This window comes from Paenibacillus sp. PvP094, from assembly GCF_040546835.1.
Classification (GTDB): domain Bacteria; phylum Bacillota; class Bacilli; order Paenibacillales; family Paenibacillaceae; genus Paenibacillus; species Paenibacillus illinoisensis.
The window spans coordinates 4,877,519-4,895,319 of sequence record NZ_JBEPOM010000001.1 but is presented as its reverse complement, the minus strand read 5'-3'; the positions used below and the strand labels follow the sequence as shown (position 1 = coordinate 4,895,319).

The 17,801-nt window shown below is 45.8% G+C and carries 17 protein-coding genes; 5 read left to right on the top strand and 12 right to left on the bottom strand.

Going from position 1 to position 17,801, the window contains the following annotated elements; translation table 11 throughout:
- Positions 1 to 210 precede the first annotated feature (210 nt).
- A complete protein-coding gene (locus tag ABIC22_RS22440; RefSeq protein ID WP_354483897.1) occupies positions 211 to 1,083 on the top strand; it encodes a helix-turn-helix transcriptional regulator in 873 nt (290 codons plus the stop codon).
- 129 nt (positions 1,084 to 1,212) lie between these two features.
- Here ABIC22_RS22440 and ABIC22_RS22435 read toward each other — a convergent pair whose 3' ends face one another.
- The 4 genes from ABIC22_RS22435 to ABIC22_RS22420 all read right to left on the bottom strand — a co-directional run bounded on the left by ABIC22_RS22435 (position 1,213) and on the right by ABIC22_RS22420 (position 3,463).
- Positions 1,213 to 1,647 carry a DUF3888 domain-containing protein gene (locus ABIC22_RS22435; protein ID WP_127536949.1) on the bottom strand — a complete coding sequence of 145 codons (435 nt, stop codon included), beginning with the start codon at positions 1,645 to 1,647 and terminating at the stop codon, positions 1,213 to 1,215.
- Positions 1,648 to 1,689: 42 nt separating this feature from the next.
- Positions 1,690 to 1,923: an XRE family transcriptional regulator gene (locus tag ABIC22_RS22430; RefSeq protein ID WP_354483895.1), complete on the bottom strand. Its 234-nt coding sequence runs from the start codon at positions 1,921 to 1,923 to the stop codon at positions 1,690 to 1,692.
- A 103-nt stretch (positions 1,924 to 2,026) separates the two neighbouring features.
- Positions 2,027 to 2,605 carry a hypothetical protein gene (locus tag ABIC22_RS22425; RefSeq protein WP_354483893.1) on the bottom strand — a complete coding sequence of 193 codons (579 nt, stop codon included), beginning with the start codon at positions 2,603 to 2,605 and terminating at the stop codon, positions 2,027 to 2,029.
- Positions 2,606 to 2,794: 189 nt separating this feature from the next.
- Positions 2,795 to 3,463: a hypothetical protein gene (locus tag ABIC22_RS22420; protein WP_354483891.1), complete on the bottom strand. Its 669-nt coding sequence runs from the start codon at positions 3,461 to 3,463 to the stop codon at positions 2,795 to 2,797.
- Positions 3,464 to 3,743: 280 nt separating this feature from the next.
- Here ABIC22_RS22420 and ABIC22_RS22415 point away from each other — a divergent pair, with 280 nt between their 5' ends.
- The 3 genes from ABIC22_RS22415 to ABIC22_RS22405 are packed head-to-tail and all read left to right on the top strand — an operon-like array spanning position 3,744 to position 7,014.
- Complete coding sequence (locus ABIC22_RS22415; RefSeq protein WP_354483889.1) at positions 3,744 to 4,418, top strand: response regulator transcription factor; 675 nt, start codon at positions 3,744 to 3,746, stop codon at positions 4,416 to 4,418.
- Complete coding sequence (locus ABIC22_RS22410) at positions 4,403 to 5,500, top strand: HAMP domain-containing sensor histidine kinase (protein ID WP_127536945.1); 1,098 nt, start codon at positions 4,403 to 4,405, stop codon at positions 5,498 to 5,500. Before ABIC22_RS22415 ends, ABIC22_RS22410 begins: the two co-directional genes overlap by 16 nt.
- A 56-nt stretch (positions 5,501 to 5,556) precedes the next feature.
- On the top strand, positions 5,557 to 7,014 hold the full coding sequence (locus tag ABIC22_RS22405; protein WP_354483887.1) for a serine hydrolase domain-containing protein: 1,458 nt from the start codon (positions 5,557 to 5,559) through the stop codon (positions 7,012 to 7,014).
- A gap of 309 nt (positions 7,015 to 7,323) precedes the next feature.
- Here ABIC22_RS22405 and ABIC22_RS22400 read toward each other — a convergent pair whose 3' ends face one another.
- The 7 genes from ABIC22_RS22400 to ABIC22_RS22370 all read right to left on the bottom strand — a co-directional run bounded on the left by ABIC22_RS22400 (position 7,324) and on the right by ABIC22_RS22370 (position 14,155).
- Entirely contained in the window at positions 7,324 to 8,427 is a 1,104-nt protein-coding gene (locus ABIC22_RS22400; protein WP_354483885.1) for a peptidylprolyl isomerase, read from the bottom strand.
- A 181-nt stretch (positions 8,428 to 8,608) separates the two neighbouring features.
- Positions 8,609 to 9,148, bottom strand: coding sequence for a 2'-5' RNA ligase family protein (locus ABIC22_RS22395; RefSeq protein ID WP_354483883.1), 540 nt, complete (start codon positions 9,146 to 9,148; stop codon positions 8,609 to 8,611).
- A 328-nt stretch (positions 9,149 to 9,476) separates the two neighbouring features.
- Positions 9,477 to 10,220: a GntR family transcriptional regulator gene (locus ABIC22_RS22390; RefSeq protein ID WP_174818671.1), complete on the bottom strand. Its 744-nt coding sequence runs from the start codon at positions 10,218 to 10,220 to the stop codon at positions 9,477 to 9,479.
- The gene (locus tag ABIC22_RS22385) at positions 10,207 to 11,220 is read right to left on the bottom strand and encodes a sugar kinase (RefSeq protein ID WP_354483881.1); all 1,014 of its coding nucleotides are present in this window, start codon (positions 11,218 to 11,220) and stop codon (positions 10,207 to 10,209) included. Before ABIC22_RS22385 ends, ABIC22_RS22390 begins: the two co-directional genes overlap by 14 nt.
- A complete protein-coding gene (gene dagF / locus ABIC22_RS22380) occupies positions 11,213 to 11,968 on the bottom strand; it encodes a 2-dehydro-3-deoxy-phosphogluconate aldolase (RefSeq protein ID WP_127536939.1) in 756 nt (251 codons plus the stop codon). Before dagF ends, ABIC22_RS22385 begins: the two co-directional genes overlap by 8 nt.
- Positions 11,965 to 13,074 (bottom strand): DgaE family pyridoxal phosphate-dependent ammonia lyase, encoded by a 1,110-nt coding sequence (locus ABIC22_RS22375; protein WP_354483879.1) that lies wholly within the window; start codon positions 13,072 to 13,074, stop codon positions 11,965 to 11,967. Before ABIC22_RS22375 ends, dagF begins: the two co-directional genes overlap by 4 nt.
- Positions 13,052 to 14,155 carry an amidohydrolase/deacetylase family metallohydrolase gene (locus tag ABIC22_RS22370; protein ID WP_354483877.1) on the bottom strand — a complete coding sequence of 368 codons (1,104 nt, stop codon included), beginning with the start codon at positions 14,153 to 14,155 and terminating at the stop codon, positions 13,052 to 13,054. The genes ABIC22_RS22375 and ABIC22_RS22370 overlap by 23 nt, the downstream gene beginning before the upstream one ends.
- 228 nt (positions 14,156 to 14,383) lie before the next feature.
- Between ABIC22_RS22370 and ABIC22_RS22365 the strand changes: the two genes are divergently transcribed.
- Positions 14,384 to 16,720: a helix-turn-helix domain-containing protein gene (locus tag ABIC22_RS22365; protein WP_354483875.1), complete on the top strand. Its 2,337-nt coding sequence runs from the start codon at positions 14,384 to 14,386 to the stop codon at positions 16,718 to 16,720.
- Positions 16,721 to 16,779: 59 nt separating this feature from the next.
- On the opposite strand, the gene ABIC22_RS22360 is transcribed toward ABIC22_RS22365, so the two are convergent.
- Entirely contained in the window at positions 16,780 to 17,796 is a 1,017-nt protein-coding gene (locus tag ABIC22_RS22360) for a glycoside hydrolase family 130 protein (protein ID WP_354483873.1), read from the bottom strand.
- Between the last annotated feature and the right edge of the window lie 5 nt (positions 17,797 to 17,801).

Below are 17,801 nucleotides of genomic sequence, written 5' to 3'. Positions count from 1 at the left end.
TGCATGATGTTGTCGTTCGCTGCACTTCTGCAGCATTATTCCTTTGATGCAGGAAAACTTCACTCGCTAACCAAAGGAACACAAACGATAGTCACCTCCTCCTTATGTTACCGCTTACAATTATCTTACAGGTGTAAAAAAAGGCAGACAATCTAAAAAATGTGACGTATTATATAATAAAATTGACTTTTTTAGGCAGGGGATGAAAGTATGGTCCATACGGTCTCTTATGCTTTTCGTAACGACGATACATCAATCATGACACTGGACTCTATTGGATGGCAGATCGTCTCCAGCGAGCAATATCGCTGTCCAAGTGACGATAGACCGGACCCCGGGCACGTTGTTTTTCAATACACCCTTAATGGACAGGGCTATTTGGATATTGATAATCAAACCCTTCCTTTACCGAAGGGACATGCACTACTCGTTAAAATCTCTGGGGAGCATTGCTATTACTATAAACAAGAGAATAATGAACCTTGGGAATTTATCTGGATAAACATTCGCGGGGATGAAGCGAACCGAATCTGGGATATGATTCATGATAACGAAGGTCATGTCATTCAACGAAACGCGGATTCTCCCTTGATTCAGGAGTTATGGCAAATCATTCATTTGATTCATCAAGAGAAAGTAACGGACAAGTATCGTTTGTCCATGCAAGTCTATCAGTGGCTGCTTATCTTGGTTCAGACAAGTCGGGATGCAGAGAGAGATATCGGCGTCCTTTCGATTACCACGATCGAGAAATGCAAAAAGTTCATCCGGGAGAATTATGCTGCTCCATTGACGCTGGATGTGCTGGCTAGCCATTGTGATATCAATAAGCATTACTTGTGCAGATTATTTCAGAAATCAGAGAAAACTTCACCGCTAGCCTATCTAAAGGACAGACGGATTGAGGTTGCAATCCGACTACTCCGCACAACGGAACTTCCAATTTCCCAAATTGGCCAACAATGCGGTTTTGAGAGTCCCAGCTATTTTGGCAAAGTTTTTCGGCAATATATGTCCATGTCACCCAAAGAATATCGCTTGAATAAGTTAGCGTTTCCTTACGAGGCCATCTATTATGAGTAGCCAAACTCCCACACCACTGCGGCATTCGAGGGCAAGAAACTTGTGCAGATAGCAAAAAAGCCACCATAACAGCGACTTTCGAAGGAACTGCGTTTGTTCTCTCTCTGCATTAAAGAACCATTTAAAGAATTACATCTGTCTGAATGTTGCCGTTGGAATGACCACCTTCCTCCAATGTGGTGGAAGCTCGTAGTTCTTGATATGATGATATGCAATGACTTTAACCTCGCCGGAATTGTTTATATGAAATGTAATCAAATCCTGACCAACACTTAAGTGAGGACCAACGTACGGTTCAACCGTGACGTGGGCAATAATGTGTGAATCATGGTAATCTAACTTTAAGTCATTCCCGCCTAGAAAAGGAGCAAACATAGGCTTTTCAATTAATCGATCTTTATAAAAAAGGGTTAGTTGTTCTTCTATTTTTGGACTTAAAAGAGTTAGAATCAGTCTTTGGTCCTTACAATTTGTATCCGATTCAGCATAGGTTTTGGTGGGTTCCAAAATAAGCGTTAGACAGAGAAGCAATACAAGTAATCTTCTTATCACTCTTCCAAACATCGACTTCACCTCCGGTTAGAGATAGCGCACTCCAACATTTGATCAATCTCCCTTTACTTCGAAATCACTCGGAATTAATTCATACAATGCACGAACGTCACAACCGATAGAGTCGGCAATCGATATGGCAATTTTGAGTGGCATTACTCTTTTGTTTTCCATAAAGTCGTAGACTCGTTCCGGTTTAAAAAGCAATTCCTTTGCCAGCCACTCTGCTGACTTTCCGGCTTCCATCAAGCGTTCATTCAGTAAGCAGCGACCTAGTTCGAATTTCAAGAAACGATAACCTCCTGTGTAACATTATATTTTTACTTTATGCTCTTCGTTTGTCAGCTTGGGTCTTTCCTTACGTATGTTTGTCTCATATGTCCAGCAAGTTTTATGGTGTACTATCGTTTTTCATCATCGAAAAGTGACTAGCCCAATCCATCATCTCCTCTTTGGTAAAGACTTTGCTGTCGATTTCAATATAAGTATCGTCCTGGATCCATCGTAGGTATCCTCCTGGCGTACGGTTAGCCCACCTTTCAAATCGCCCTTCAGTTCCGTTAATGTTAATTTTCTCTCCACGTTCACTAAACTTAAAATCTTCAACAAAAGTTCTTGTAACACTTGTCCGATTTTGAAGATCTACGTAAGTGACTTGACGTTCTGATTTGTAGCCAACTGCTTTGTGTTCTTCAACTGAAAACAAATATGTCTGTCCGGTATCATCAAAGAAATGAAGTCTAATTTCGGAAACAGGCTGACCAGGTACATATGGATTCTTTATTTCAACCTTAACTCTTCTGTCTAAGTTATATGGTACTAGCAGTTTAAAATCAGCAGCGCGTTGTAACTCTTGCATATCAATATCTAAAGAAACACCCTTAGAGTTAGCAGCTGCAATTAGTGGCTCCACAATGATCCCGACGGATACAGTCCAAATAAAAATCAATGAAACAACCTGTTTAAACAAAGAGCACCCCCAATGATTTTGTAGTATTGTACCCTTCGTTGATTTCAACTATCCTGTTCGTTAGCATATTGAATTTTGTTATTCTTCCACAACAAAAAAATGTCTAATGAACGAGTTAATCACTCATTCATTAGACACATCACCTTTCTCTTTACTACATATCAGCTCTATAACGTACTAGTGGAAACTTTATGGCCTCTGTGAATCTAAAGCTTTTGAAGTGGTGATCCAGATGGACACCATGAGGATCAATTCAAATATATTGGTTACAGCTGTACTTGCTACAGGTATTTGTAGCCCTTGACCTATAAATAATAGCAATGTTCCAACAAACAGCCATACCCATTTTTGTTTTACTAAAACGATTATACCTATTATCAACAGCAGAAAACCAACGATGATCACCATGAATGGCGGACCTGCAAGACTTTCTGACGTATACCTCAAAACCCCATACTCTTCTATGGGTATAAGACTTTTTACTTCCTGTAAGGTTGAACTTACAATTTGGTAAATGATAAGGCCCAATGTTATTAACCATGCCGTAATATGTGTAATGATATGTTTTGAAAACTTGACTTGTGAGCTGCGCAGGATGTAGTAGCCTACAAGTATCAACGTAGGGGTAGCAAAGGCATGAAGCCAAAATCGAACACTGCTAAGTCCCTTAAGCAGCTCTCCCTCACCTATCAAGTGACCTGCTGCGATGATTCCGTTATCGTACGCAAGACTGAACAATACAAAAATCTGAAAGATGGCGTAATTGAGCCATTGTCTTTTTCCAGATAATTGAGCAGCAATCCTGACAACAAGAAACAAATAAATTAGTGCCAGTGCCGAATAAATGACAAGATCCAAAAAGAATCACCTTCCCTTATACTTTTTTGTGTAGCAGCTTACATTTATCAGAATAGTCTATTCCCCCGTTATTAACCCACATATCAATATTCTTATTCAAATAAGTTAAACAGCCTCCCCTTTATATAAGCTATGGTGGAAAAGTTACTTCCAGTATGACTTTGTATTTAGGGTTCATTCTAAGATGATCAGTTTAGCGCCCCCTATTAGATGGCGATTTTATTATGTATAGATTTTTGCTATGCTGAATTAAAAATGGTTAACGGGAGACTGAGCATTGATGCATAAAATACTAATCGTGGACGATGAAGCCGATCTTCGAAAGCTGCTGACCGATTATTTTGAAATCAATGGATATGCTGTCCTAACGGCCAAGGATAGCAGAGAAGCGCTGCGGAAAGTCGAACAACAGCCCGACCTTGTTTTGCTAGATATCAACATGCCTGAACAGAACGGGCTTCAATTATGCGAGCAAATCCGTAATTTCGTCTCGTGCCCCATCTTATTTTTAACAGCTCGAATCGAAGATGCGGATAAGATAGCCGGATTTCGGGCCGGAGGTGACGACTACATCCTGAAACCTTTTAGCATTCACGAACTGGGTGCCCGAGTTGAAGCTCATTTGCGCAGGGAACAGCGTGTCCACACCAAATCCTCTGTGAGATTTAATGATGATATAGTTATTGACTATACAGCACGGATGCTCTACTACCAGGATAAGCAAGTCCCACTGGCCAAAAAAGAGTTCGAGATCATCGAGTTGCTGTCCACACATCCCAATATCGTGTTCGAAAAGGAACGCATGTACGAAAAAATTTGGGGTTGGGACAATCAAGGTGATAGTAATGTAATTGCGGAACATATCAGGCGAATTCGCTCTAAATTTAAAGAGTACGGATGCCATGACCGAATCGAGACCGTTTGGGGAGTAGGATACAAATGGCCAAGCACATGAATGGACGGCTATTCAAGCGCTTTACCTTGCGGCAATCTTTTATTTTACTATCTGTAGCCACAGTTATTGCGGTGCTTGCCGTCGTAACTCTGGAGTTCGCCTGGGCGGAGAAGCTACAGCAGCGTTTCAGAGAATCAGATTGGATTCTGCCCTCCCTCGTCGCGATGGTCATGCTTACCGTGGCAGCCGGAATTGTTACCATGGCCATCCTGTTTTACAGATGGAAACTAAAACGTCCGCTGGAGATACTCAAACAAGCCTCGGAGAAAATTTCGGCCAACGATCTAGATTTCCGCATCTCCTACGACAGCCGGGACGAGATGGGCGAGCTAATCGAAGCATTTGAAAACATGCGCTCAACATTAGAGAAAAACGTAAGGACGCTCTGGCGATCGGTTGAGGAACGCAAGAAACTGAATGCCATTTTTGCTCATGATCTGAGAACACCGCTTTCAGTTTTAAAAGGAAACACCGAGCTACTTGCAGCCTATCTGCCGGAAAAGAAATTGTCTGAAGAAAAGGCGCTGGAACTGATCCACACGATGAATCTTCACATCGTGCGTCTGGAGAGCTATGCGGAGGCCATGAACTCGATTCAGAAACTAGAAGATGTCCCCGTACGGCATCAATCGATGGATATAATCACGCTTACGACGCTGCTGAACGACAGTGCCAAACAAATGGCAAGACAATCGGGCAAAACCTTCGTCGCCTCCATGGAATATGATCATGTCCAAATCAACGTGGACCCCTATATCGTCATGCAAATTTTTGAGAATATAGTGGCTAACGGAATTCGATATGCTGCCAGCCAAGTGAATGTTCACTATGACATTCAGAAAAGCTTTATGATAATTAACGTCACAGACGACGGACAGGGCTTCTCAACAGATGCCCTAGGCAAAGCTGTCCTGCCTTTTTACCGGGGCGAAGTGTGGGATGCGTCCGAACATCGTGGACTGGGCCTTTACGTTTGTAAAGTGTTTTGCGATAAACATGATGGAAACCTGCAGATTGAAAATGGACCTCATGGCGGTGGAAGCGTCACGGCTAGTATTGGGATCAAGTTGATAAATAGTTGAAAATATTCTGATAGCATTCCCTTATCTTGAATGATGGGAGTGCTATGATGCTAAAAATGAAAAAAAGAATGTTAATTACAATCGCCTGTTCACTGTTGTTATGTTCAGTCTGGCAAAGCCCGGTTTCAGCCACAGAAGTCCGTGACAAATCAGAAATCCTGCAAGACATCGACGAATATATGAATCGGAGTATGAAAGCCAATCACATGCAGGCTGCCTCACTGTCCATTGTTAAAGACGATGAAGTATATTATGCAAAAGGCTACGGAACATTTGAAGATGGCCAAAGAGTTACAGGCGACACTCATTTCCCCATTGCTTCGCTAAGCAAGTCTTTTACCGCACTAGCCATACTGCAGTTAGCGGACAACGGCCAGATTGACCTGGATGCGGCTTATGATTCTTATTTTCCAGAGCATTCTGTACGGGATCCCCGCGTTCACAACATCACGATCCGCCATCTATTGAATCAGACTAGCGGTCTCAATGACAAAATAAATCCTGATATGACGAGGAAACCGCAATTCCAGGCTCTGCATGAGGTGAACCAGCTATTAAGCGATGTACAACTTGCCCATAGCCCTGGGACAGCCTACAGCTATCATAATCCCAATTACGTCCTGCTGGCGAACCTCGTGGAAAATGTGAGCGGAGAGCGCTTTTCAGATTATCTGAATAACCACATTTTTAAGCCGCTAGGTATGAACCATACCTTTAGTGTCAGTACAACGCAGCAATTTTATGGGAATGAAGCTATTCCGCTAGGACATTACTTGAGTTTGGGACGGGCGGTAGGACAAAAGGAACCGATATGGTTTATTGAAGGCCCGGCAGGCATCGTTTCAACTGCCGAGGACATGTCCCGATGGATGCTTGCCCAATATCAAGGACAGCTACTTTCTCCTACCCTAATGAAACAATATCATGCAGCGGGGACCATCGGTTCCTACGGCATGGGCTGGCTTGCTGACCAAGAAGAATCTCACGGCCAAATCATCTCCCATAGCGGCATTTTCTGGACATACAAGTCAGAAGAAAAGATTTATTTGGACGAGGAGATGGGCATTGCGGTAATGTTTAACTCCGGGTTAAACGCTTCTGTGAATTACTCGACTTTTATTCATGACATCGCGAAGATCATGAGAGGGGAACAGCTTGAAACCTCATTTGTGAATGGTCGAAACGTGGAAATGATTATGATTGCGCTAATCATCGCTACGCTTGTATGGGGCATATATGCATACTTTCACATCCGCTTCAGAAACAAACGCCTGACGACCAGCAAAATAATTCTGATAACGATTGGAAGGCTGACCCCGATCCTCATTCTCTTGACCCTTTCGCCATTGATGACGTTTATCGGTGGAGGACGTGTGCTGCCTTGGTTTGGTATCCGGACTACGCTGTCGACTCCAATCATATGGCTTGTTGTATGGTCCATCGTCAATGTTGTGCATCTGTATTGCTATTATTACGTCTATGTACAGTATAAGAAGAACAGTCAGTTGAATTAACATCAGTTCATATGACTTCAATTGATAATATCAAACGTCCTATCCAATTGTTAAACGAAAGCAGCCGATCATGTTGATTGGCTGCTCCTCTGGTTTATTGAGCTACGTCTCCCTTTAGTTTAAGGAGCTAGAACTCCCCATGATTTAGCACTCCAACAAGCTCTGCACCATTAGCCTTCTCAATTAGTGCAGCACGCTCTTACTCTTTAATGTTATCAAGTCACAAACAAGAAAAACAGCTGACAGACTCGAACCTTACAGTCGAATTTGTCAGCTGTTTATATGCTTCTATTCCATCTGTCGTTACTATTATTCCTTGGCAGAGGATTCTGTATCCTCAGCGGTAGCTGCAGGAGCATCCGTGCTTTCATCCGCTGGCTCAAGTGTATTTACAATCGTAGCCTTGGAGCGCAATTCACTCATCCAATTCGTACTGAGCTCACCGACTTGCTGCTCCACCAGTATGTTACGAATATCTTCTTTTTTGTCTTCCTCAGTCGGATTGGTTGCCTCTTTATAATCTGTCCTCTTGATAATGTGGTAACCATAATCGGACTTAATTGGGTCGCTAATCTCATCGTTTTTCATGGAGAAGGCTGCTTTCTCAAATGCTTCTACCATTTCACCTTCTCCGAAAAATCCAAGATCCCCGCCATTCGCTGCAGAGCCTGTATCTGTGGATTTTTCTTTTGCCAGGGTTGCAAAGTCTGCTCCCTCATCCAATTGTTTTTTGATATCATCCGCTTCTTCTTTTGTCTTCACAAGGATATGAGATGCTCTCACCTGCTCTGGAGTGGCGAATGTTGCTTTGTTCTCCTCATAATAGGCACTGATATCTTCATCTTTTACAGTGGTTTGTGGTTCAAGAATTTTACGGATTTTCACTTGGACTTCCGTATTTTTCTTAAGTGAATCCATGGTCATACCAGATTGAGAAAGTGCCGTGTTAAGCCCTTCTTCACCGCCATATTGGGTTTTTAGAGTCTCAATCTCGGCATTCACATCCTGTTCAGTAACAGACACGTTCGCTTTTGTGGCTTCCTGGTCGATCAACTTCATTGTAATCATGCTGTTTAGTGTGCTCTCGCCACCAAGAGAAACCAATTCATTATACAGCTCATCTTTAGAAATGTCCGACCCATTGACCGAAGCCACAGACTCCCTGCCCCCACCAAACGGTGGATATACAAGTACAACGATAAGTGCTGCAGCTAGAACGCCCGAGATTGCCATCCAGACCACACTTTTTTTCCCTTTAACCACTTGTGGTTGAACCTCGGATGAATGCTGTTGATTCTCTTCTTCTTGCATTTCAGGCAGAATCGTTGTTTCTTGCTCGGTTTCCCGCTCTGCGGTTAAAGAATCTTTCACTTCTTCTTCGTTGTCAGGTTGCGACGGCTTGTTGTTGTCCATTAAATTATGATCCCCCTTAGGTCTTTTCCTAAATCTACTTTTTAATTAAATATAATGTATTCGGAAAATAATACCTTAAAATAACATAAAAATTCTTAAATCCTTATTCATTTGATTCGTTTATTTGTGGTTATTTCGTTATGTAAATAGATATCGCCTTCTCCCACATCCACATGGGTAATTAGCCTTTAGCTCCCAAGGGGATATCTACAAATGGTACGTATCGATTTGGTTCTACTTCTTTATATACGCGAACAAAATGGACATTAAAGGTTGGATAAGGAGCTAATTCGTTCATTGCTAACTGTTCCATTTCGAGGATTTCAGTCTCATTCATTCCCCAGCAGGTTTGCCCCAAGGTCAAATGAGGATGATACTTATCCATTTCAAAGTAGCGATCTACCAGTTCTTGTGATGGGGAAATCACGTTGACCAATCTTCGATGTAAATCAATTACTTGTCCAGTTTCAACGCTAAGAAATAGAACTTTACTTCCGAACGACCCAGGTACCGATAATGTTAATGGAAAAGTTTGAACTGAAGAGCATGTTTGTCTTACCTTTTCTAACCATTGCAGATCTCCATAAAGACCTCCTTGGGCTTTTATAGTGATGTGTGGCTCTGCAACATCGTTATGATAACTACTAGACCAGCGATCACGGAATGTCACTATTTTTTCTTTGTAATCATCTGGAGGAACAATTCCAATAAAATATTTCATTATACAGTCACATCCTTTAGCAACCATTACGGAACATTTTACACTTGCTCTCACCATTCTTATTTCTTCGATTATTCAGACGATCCTGCCTGTTAGTTAAATAATGTGTCACTCCCAAGAAAATTCACCGATAACACATACAAACATTATTAGATATAAAAATAGACCCATTCTTATAGAACAGGCCTTCCCTTATATTCCTTATAAACCTCTTACTTTACTGTAGGCTCAACAGAATAAACTTATCTGCGTCCTGAAAAAAAATCCCGAATCATATTCAAACTTTCAAAATGTCGTTTCAGATTTCCAAACATGAACGCTTTTTAGTTCAGGTATCATAACTGACCAGATAATGATGAAGCTCTGTATTGTAGCAGCCGATACTGTGCTCTATTAGTCTTCCTTCCCCGTCATAGGAGTTACGCAGGCGCTTGAGCACATACATCCCCGTGGGGATCTCCAGCAGCTGGCACACCTCGGGAGGTGCTGGCTCTACAAAGAAACGGTCCCTGAAGTTTTCCAGCTTAATGTCGTTCTCCTCCAGTGAGTCGTACAGCGATTGAATATCTGTATTCATTTCTTGTGTACCGCCCGGCAGGGCAGCTGCGGCCAGAAAATGTATGAGATGAATATAAGGCTGACCGTTCAGAATGTAGAGCCTTTCAATCCGCTGGCAATACGGACCGAAGCGGTTATATTCCTCTGTCCCTTCATCATTGGTGACTAATTGGGAGTTCAGCACTCTCTTTTCCAGTTTATGACCCTCTTCCACGAGCAGCTCCGTAAACCGCTTTCCCTTAGAGAGCTTCTGATGGGAGGTATTGCGCATCACAATCGTGCCAACACCACTTTTTTTCTGCACATATCCTTCTTGAGACAGCTCCTGCACCGCACCGCGGACCGTCATTTTACTGACGCCGAATTCCTTCTCCAGCTGTGGCTCAGAGGGGATGATGCTTCCAAGAGGATATACCCCATGGAGTATTCGGTCTTTGAGAATTTTTTGAATTTGCTGATATAAAGGACCTTGCTTGCGCTTCAAGGACACTCGCTGTTCACTACCTTTCAACATCTAAGGTATGGTCTGACAACGCCCGGAGCACCTCACTCTCGCTAAAAAGCGCTGTATCGCCTGGAGTGGTGTGGGCCAGCATCGCTGCCGCCACTGCCATATTAACCGTCTGCTGCTGCGGGTATTGCTGCATTTCCCCATGGATAATGGCGCTGGCAAATACATCGCCGGCTCCGATTCGGTCATACACCGGGAAGGTCAGTTTGTCGGAAAATACAAACGTACCTTCATGACAGATATAACCTGTCAGGGAATGCGTATGGTCAGCATTAATCTCACGTTGGGTTCCCGCTGCCGTTCTGATGCAGAAGCGTTCCACAACTTCGGGGATCACTTGCTTTAACTGTGCTATTCTATCATAATCTCCAGCCCCAATGCCAAGAATATAGCGCGCATCCTTCTCATTGATCAGTGCTATGTCCGCAAGTTCGAGCATTTCTTCATAGTGTGGACGAGCTTTGGTATAGCCATCTGTTCCCCATAACGCAGGACGGTAATTGCAATCAAATACAACCTTCCCCCCAGCACGCTTCACTTCCACAGCAAGTTGTTTCATCTGCTCGCGAACGCCTTCGTTCATTGCCAGCGTGATGCCGCATAAATGAAGAACGTCGACTTTGGCCGCAAGAGCTGGCATGTCATAGTTACTCGCCTCCGCGGTATTAAAGCTGCTGCCCAGCCTGTCTGTGTAAGTGACTCTGCCGGGACGGGCTCCAAAGCCATTCTCCAGAAAGTACATCCCCAGATGCTTGCCGCCACGGCTGATCAGTGAAGTATCCACTCCAAGCTTGCGCAGATAAGCGATTGCTGATTCGCCCACCGGCGTTTCCGGCAAGGTTGTTATAAGCGCACCGGAATGGCCGTATTTAGCCAGTGCAGCGGTAACATTGACCCCGCTGCCAGAGAAAGAATACTCCAGTCTGCTGCTCTGAATCAGCGTTTCATAGCCCGGAACCTGCAAACGCATCATCACTTCACCAAAAGCAGCGATCCTAGGCATACCGGTCCACCAGCGATTTCATCATATCGAGTAGTCTGCGAACATCCTCCACATTTGTATTCCCCGTCTCTGGATCAATAATAGAGGAATAGACATGCGGGATAACCTGGGGCACACCTGCTTCTAAAGCAATCTCCAATATGGCTCCGAAGTTAGCCAGATCGATTCCACCCGTAGGCTCCAGTGCAAACCCGGCTTCTCCGCAGGCCTTGGCAACTGCTCGGTACTCCTCCTCAAGCTTCATACCCTGCATGGGATAATATTTGAGCGCATTGCCACCCATGTCACGAACCAGTGCAATGGCGGCATGAACCGGAACAATGGCATGCGGAGCGGTTCCTGAACTGACAGGCCCCGTTGATATATCTACATAGCCGGGTTGCCCACATGGAGAAACCAGGCTGTTAATCCAACTGTCCTTAGCTCCCAAGTTCGCACGGGTTGCCCCCACTGCCGGGAAGACCTGATTGATATGGCTTCCCGGATAACTTGCTGCAATCTCCGCCACAACAGCCGCCTGGCGATTGTCTCCGGCTCCGAGCCCAATGGATACGGCATCTAGAATAGCCTGACCATATGCAGTCATGGCAATTGCTGCTTCCTCCGCCGTATCGTAGTTTTTCGAGAGCACACCTATCAGTACATATCCTTCTGCAGCTTCGAATACTTCCTTAGCGTTCCCGATACTGCCAGCCAGTACATTAAGTGCGGCCCTGTTTTTATACAATCGCTGCTGTATATGACTCATTTACGCTCACCTCCCACGATTTCTTGTATTCTTGTGATAATGACCTGAAGATCATCACCTTGCAGCGGCCTTGGATCAATATCGAAATAACCTTGCTTAACGCCATAGTCTCGGGTATATACCGCAATTTCACCTTCACGCAGCTGGTCATTCACATCCTTCGCATCCATTCCTGCAACATTGGAATCAACCTGGATGCGTCCACGGTAGATCGCTCTGCCCGCTTCATCTTGCACGATACGAACTGAAACCCCAGGAATCTCAGCGAGCAGCTGAAGATCCTCCAGCGCCTGCTTCTCCCGTTCGCTGTTATCGGCCTTGTTCTGGTATTCCTCCAGCGCCTGAAGCAGCCCGAAGGTAGTCTCTTTACCAACCTTCATACTGCGGCCGATCCCGTGCAGCTGTATCTTAAGCCACTCGACGTATTTCTTTTTACCAGCAACAATCCCAGAGGTGGGGCCCTCAATCGCTTTGGAGCCACTGTAAATCGCCAAATCTGAGTACTGGACATATTTGGACAGGTCCTCTTCTGCTGCGGCATCAACAATTAGCGGAACCCCTCTGCGCTGTGCTACCTCCCAGGCCTCTTCCACAGAAATCATGTTCTTTTGGACAGCGTGGTGAGATTTGACATAGAGAATAGCCGCAGTATATTCACCGATGGCCTGTTCAATATGCTCCTGCCGGCCTTCATTGGCGTATCCCACTTCCACAACCCGGCCGCCGCCAAGAAAAACCATGGTTTCAACAGGTGCTCCATATTGCACGTTATGACCTTTTAGCATAATAATTTCGTTTTTCATTATCGGCTCTTGGTGAAGACGAAGACTAAGCCGCGGATCTCCGCCGGTCACCATGGCTGCCACTGACAGGGCTATGCCGCTGGACGCCGAGTTCACAACAGCTGCCCCTTCCGCACCAAGCAGGTGTGCAATATATTCACCCGATTTGTCTACAAGGTCCGCGATTTCCACGTACTGTTGTCCACCTTGTTTCATGGCCTCCATGACCGAATCCGTTGGTGCAGAAACGCCAAGAATGCTCATTCTACCACTGGCATTTATCACACGCTTCAGTCCATATCTAGCTTGTAATGAGTGATCCATTAGCATAGACTCCTTTAACCTTAATATAGTGCTGTGCAATTCGAACATCGCCTTCCGAGTCCTTAAGCTGCTTCTCACCTGCTTCCAGAGCAAACAAAGTCAGGTTCGCCTGCTGCCCCACCCTAATCTGTCCGAGCTCCGGCTTGCCGAGCCATACTGCTGCGTTGATTGTAACCGCGCGGATGACCTCTTCCAAACTGTAGCCAAGAACGAGAAACTTGGTCAGCACATTGGACATACTGTACACTGGCCCGTTCAGACGGTTGCCGCGGTAAATATCCGTACTGATTGTATTCAGCTCAATGCCGGCCTCTTTGGCCTGTTCTGCAATCCGGAAAGAGAAGCTCGCTGTGCCATGGCCCACATCCAGATGAACTCCACGGGAAGCAGCATCAATCAGTCCTTGTAATGGTGTGCCGTCCTCATGAAACAGGTTATTGGACTTGCCATTAAGGTAATGGGTAATTACATCGCCCGGCTGTAATAGCTCCAATACTTCGGAGATTGCAGGCGGAGCGGAACCAATATGAACCATGAGCGGCAGCTTCGTTTCTTCGGACAATATGCGTGCCAGCTTGAGCGGTTCAATGCCGTTGTCTTTGACGACGCTTCGGCTTATGCGTGCTTTCAGACCAACGATAAAATCAGGATACGCCGTTGCTGCTGCCTGGGCCATTGCCCGGTCTATCCATTTCAGCTGTGACAGCTCATCTGTCCGTTCAAGCCCGATCCTCGAAATATTTAATAGTGCAAACATCCGCGTCTCAGCCTTCAGGCTGGCATTGTACAAGGCACCGATCCGATCTGCACCGCAGCTTCCGGCATCCACGAGCGTGGTTACTCCCTGCTTCACACCAATTTCGTCGATATCATCGCCATAAGGATCAAGCTCCGGCACGGCATGCACATGCAGATCAATCCATCCGCTAGACACATATAACCCGGAACAGTCTTGACCTCTCTTAGCTTCCCCAGCCTGGCCTGACGGTGTAATGTCAGTGATGACCCCGTCCTGAATGGCGATATCAATGATCCGCCCGTCAACAAGCTGCAAATTGCGCAGCACATTCTCTGTGCCCAATCATCCCATCTCCTTCTTCGACCCAGGTATACATGCAAAATTCAAAATTGGATCCATTTCATGAAACCTGTACCTCCTTCTATTAAAAATAAACCTGACGTGCTACTTTATTCCAAAGATTATAATGTTATAATGTTTATACTGACTTAAGTATACTCCAGAACAGAACATTAATTTATATTCCAGAATGACTAATTCGAACTTTTTAAATGCGGGAGGGACAACTATATGGCTAATTCGGCAATCAAGCCATCCTTGCTCAACCAATTCAGACTCAGCTGGAATCATTTCAAATCAAGACTTCTTCTGAAATATGCGTTTTCCTACATCCTCATATTTCTCATTCCTCTAACAGGGGTTACTATTTTCGTATATGAAAACGCTGTCAAGGGCCTTCGTGTCGAAATTGAACAATCCAATGTTAATCAGCTGAATCAGGTGAAGAACACCATAGATACCCGTATGAACGAGCTTCAGGAAATAGCCGGGCGAATCGCTTATGACAAGTATTTGACCCCATACATGGTGAAGGATCCCTACTACAGCATGGAGGCGATACAAGCCTTGGCGAATTACAAAGCCAGCAGCAACATTGCCGAGGACCTGCTTCTGTATTTCCATAACGACTCCAACATCTATTCTCACCGTGGTCTTGCTGATCTTCATGTTACCTTCGATACGCTCTATCAATTTGAACGCTGGACCCCTGCAGAATTGCGGCAGGACTTAAATGAAATCCGACAACCGCTGGTACGTCCCGCGGAAAATGTAACCATTAATTCCCGGACGGATCCCATGCTTGTCATGCTCGTACCCATTAAACCGAATGACCCCTATCCATATGGAACGGTTGTCTATTTAATGAAAGAATCCAAGCTTACCGGAGTTATGGATTCGATTTTGAGTGACTTCACGGGGAGCAGCTATATATTCGGTCCTACCGGAGAGGTGTTGACCGCAAACAGCCATGGCGTCACCCTTCCCCAGAACGAGCTTGAGAAGATATCCGGACTTGAGCCTGGAATTCATAATCTGAAGCTGGACGGGGAACAACACTCCGTCGTTTCGGTGCAATCGGAAGAAAATGGATGGACCTATGTGACCACGATGCCAAGCTTCCAATTTTTCAGCCGTGTGGCCCATGTTCAGACCCTGATATTAATTGTCTTTTGTATTACAGTAATCACTGGAATAGCTGCGGCACTGCTGTTGGCCAAACGGCAGTACCACCCGATCAGGGATCTGATGGAATTCGCCAAGCTGAAAAGCAGCGGCAAGGATGCTCCCAGGGTTCGCAATGAGTGGGAATGGATCCGGCAGACTCTCCACGATTACAGTGCCAAAATAAATTTACAGGAGCCTTTCGTCCGCAATCAGTGTATGCTGCTGCTGCTTAAGCACGGCAAACCGGACGACCCTGAGATTGAGCAGATGATCTTCAGTACCGGCTTCAGGCATCCTCAGGGAGAAGGCCTCTATTTCTCAGCTATACTGTCCTGGGATGACACCAAGCCGGGCAGCAAGTCCTGGCAGGAACGACATCTCCTGCAGGAGATCCTCAGCAATGTGTGCTTGCCCACTTCTGGTGCACAGGTCTTTGGTGTGGAATTTTCGGTTAAGGACCAATTTGCCCTGATCATTTCACTTCCCGGAGAAGCGGACATGCTGGTCCAGACCCGAATGGAGCAGGTTATTGAAGGCATTCAAACGATCATTCGCGAGCACTCGCAGCTGTCCTTAAGCATCGGTGTCGGTATGGCATACAGCGATCTGAGCCGTCTTAACCAATCGTTTATCGAAGCTGCTGCGGCATTGGAACACCGAATGATCCGTCGCAGCGGACAGGTAACCTACTTTGAGCAGCTTGCAGAGCTGAACCCTTCCGCCACCGAGAATTTCTGGATTCCGCGCAAATCCATGTTGAAGCTGGAGCAGAGTCTGAAACAGGGCAACGAACCCGTAGCCGTCCAGATGATTGCTGATACCATCGAGATGATCAAAGACGAGCCGCTGCAGGTTCATCTGCTGCGCTGCATCTGCTTCGAACTGCTGAACGCTTTTCTGCGCACGGCCTCCGAACTTGGGATGGACAGTGTGTTCGCCAATATGCCGGAATTGACCTCTTTTGAAACGCTGGAAGAGCTGGAGAGCCGCCTGCTCTCTCTGGCCGCTGACATATGCATGCAGGTCGAGCGGAATACGGAGACTAGCGAATCGTCGTTAATGGATGACATTCTGGCATACGTGGACGAGCAGTTCGCAGACTACACACTCAGCCTGGAACATGTGGCGCTTAAGTTTGCCATTTCAACCTCTTATTTGAGCCGGAGTTTCAAAGAAAAGACTGGCAGCAATTTCACACAATATATCTGGCATAAACGTGTGGATGAAGTTATCCGGCTGTTGGAGAACACTAGCGCACCGCTCAAGGAAATTATCGAGCAGGTCGGTTATTTGGATACGCCGAATTTCATCCGCAAGTTCAAAAAAGAAATCGGTCTGACACCAGGGCAATACCGTAAAGAACATGCTTTGAAGGGGACTGTTGTGAAAAGGCCCATTTAATTCCGGGCTTTCTTCTTCCCCCGCAAAGCACCTGGAATCACTAACCAAGTTGGCCCTGCTTACTGCCCTTCCCGAAGAATATGCTCTACCAGTTCATCCAGAGGAACCGTGGCGAGAGCGATCGCTGTATCCGTTACGCCGTAATAGATATAGAGCAGTCCGTCTTTGACCACGTTTCCTGTCGGGAAGATCACATTCGGAATCTGGAATCCAAATTTCTCGTAGTACGTCTCCGGCTCCATAATGAAATGATGGGTCCGGGCAATGATTTTCTCAGGCTGCTCCAAATCCAGCAGCATTGCTCCCACGCGGTAGACGATATCTTCATCAACGCCGTGATAAAGCACCAGCCAGCCCTTGTCGGTCCGGATTGGAGGCGTCGAGCCCCCAATTTTCCGCGATTCCCAGGACAAGTTTCCGGCGGTGGCGAGCAGCTTGGGCTCTTCCCAGTTCACCAGATCCTCGGAGTAGGTAATCCACATGGCCGCCTTATCCGTACCGTAGCCTTCTCCCACATATTCCTCGGGGCGGCGCAGCAGCACGAATTTGCCACCTATTTTTTCAGGAAACAGAATGTTGTCCCGGTCGTTAATATCAAGAGGCGTCGTATCCGCCACAAACTCCCAATCCAGGAGATTATCTGATTTCAGAATGGAGGACCGGGTCAACCAGTGTCCCTCCTCTTCCCCCCAGCCGTCCGGATATTCGGGAATAGAGCGCAGGGGGACACCTGCTCCGGTAGGATAATAGCTCATGGCACAGGGACGCAGGGCATAGTTCAGATAGAAGGTTCCATCAATTTTGACAATACGAGGGTCCTGCACACTACCATAAGGAAAACCCAGCATATCGGGCGTCACAATGGGCTCATCCTTCACGTGGGTGAAGTTAACGCCGTCATCGCTCTCCAGCAGCCCCAGATAATTCTTGCATGGAGTCAGGGAGCCTGCAGTGCGCTCAATCATATAAAATTTGTCGTTATCTATGATGACCGCCGGGTTGAAGACCGTAACCTTGCGCCATTCATAGCCGCCCGGGACGACTATGGGATTGTTCGGGTGTCTCGTTATTTGCATGTCTG

Bases quoted from the DNA above. Each gene is read 5' to 3' on its own strand.
- dagF (WP_127536939.1), bottom strand. From the start codon at position 11,968: ATGAGTCATATACAGCAGCGATTGTATAAAAACAGGGCCGCACTTAAT.
- ABIC22_RS22395 (WP_354483883.1), bottom strand. From the start codon at position 9,148: ATGAAATATTTTATTGGAATTGTTCCTCCAGATGATTACAAAGAAAAA.
- ABIC22_RS22400 (WP_354483885.1), bottom strand. From the start codon at position 8,427: ATGGACAACAACAAGCCGTCGCAACCTGACAACGAAGAAGAAGTGAAA.
- ABIC22_RS22360 (WP_354483873.1), bottom strand. From the start codon at position 17,796: ATGCAAATAACGAGACACCCGAACAATCCCATAGTCGTCCCGGGCGGC.
- ABIC22_RS22375 (WP_354483879.1), bottom strand. From the start codon at position 13,074: ATGGATCACTCATTACAAGCTAGATATGGACTGAAGCGTGTGATAAAT.
- ABIC22_RS22435 (WP_127536949.1), bottom strand. From the start codon at position 1,647: ATGTTTGGAAGAGTGATAAGAAGATTACTTGTATTGCTTCTCTGTCTA.
- ABIC22_RS22415 (WP_354483889.1), top strand. From the start codon at position 3,744: ATGCATAAAATACTAATCGTGGACGATGAAGCCGATCTTCGAAAGCTG.
- ABIC22_RS22385 (WP_354483881.1), bottom strand. From the start codon at position 11,220: ATGCCTAGGATCGCTGCTTTTGGTGAAGTGATGATGCGTTTGCAGGTT.
- ABIC22_RS22365 (WP_354483875.1), top strand. From the start codon at position 14,384: ATGGCTAATTCGGCAATCAAGCCATCCTTGCTCAACCAATTCAGACTC.
- ABIC22_RS22405 (WP_354483887.1), top strand. From the start codon at position 5,557: ATGAAAAAAAGAATGTTAATTACAATCGCCTGTTCACTGTTGTTATGT.
- ABIC22_RS22410 (WP_127536945.1), top strand. From the start codon at position 4,403: ATGGCCAAGCACATGAATGGACGGCTATTCAAGCGCTTTACCTTGCGG.
- ABIC22_RS22390 (WP_174818671.1), bottom strand. From the start codon at position 10,220: ATGTTGAAAGGTAGTGAACAGCGAGTGTCCTTGAAGCGCAAGCAAGGT.
- ABIC22_RS22440 (WP_354483897.1), top strand. From the start codon at position 211: ATGGTCCATACGGTCTCTTATGCTTTTCGTAACGACGATACATCAATC.